This window comes from Caballeronia sp. LZ065, assembly GCF_031450975.1.
GTDB lineage: Bacteria > Pseudomonadota > Gammaproteobacteria > Burkholderiales > Burkholderiaceae > Caballeronia.
On the sequence record NZ_JARUXV010000014.1, the window covers coordinates 3,372 to 4,080 of the forward strand.

Annotated in this window: 1 protein-coding gene; it reads right to left on the minus strand. The window is 60.9% G+C overall.

Features of this window, described 5'->3' with window-relative positions:
• Window positions 1-588, minus strand: a 588-nt coding sequence (locus QCE63_RS35375) for an ABC transporter substrate-binding protein (protein WP_309839899.1), incomplete at its 3' end; no start/stop codon positions are given.
• Window positions 589-709 lie beyond the last annotated feature (121 nt).

Genomic DNA, 709 nt, shown 5'->3' on the forward strand with positions numbered 1-709 from the left:
CAGGCCGACGACCTTGCCCTTGTTCCCGACGATGACCGCCGTCGCATCCGATTCCATCGCCTTGCCGAAGGCAGAGTCAGCGGTGATGAAGTACCACGAGTCCGCACCGTGCTGCACCAGCAGCTTCGGCGTGCTCGCGAGCGCGACCGTATCGATCTGGTAATGAACCGTGTAAGGCGAGCATGCATCGTTGGTGAGGCGCGACGAATACGCGCCGGTTACCATCACGACGCGCTGCTTCTGCCGTCCGATCTCGACGACCGCAAGCGACGGCGACGACCCGACGAGGTCGGTGATCATGTCGACCTTGCCCTGATCGAACCATTCGCGCGCTTTCATCGACGCGACGTCCGCCTTGTTCTGATGATCGCCCACGACGACGTCGATCGGCTTGCCCGCGACCTTGCCGCCGAAATCTTCCGCGGCCATGCGTACCGCTTCGACCGAGCCCTTGCCCGCGAAGTCCGAATAGAGCCCGGTGAGGTCGGTGAGCACGCCGATCCGCACGACGTCGTCGGAGATTTTCGGCGTCTGCGCATACGCTTGCATCGAGAGTGCAACGAGCGTTGCACACAGCGTCAGTTTCATGGTCGTCTCCTCTTTTATAGGGGGCGGTTTCAAACCGAAGTGCAACGGCGGTTAATGTTTAGCTCTTTGAGGTTGGCTCGCTGAGGCAAGTGTTGCAGCGAAGACCTCGAATGGCGAATGG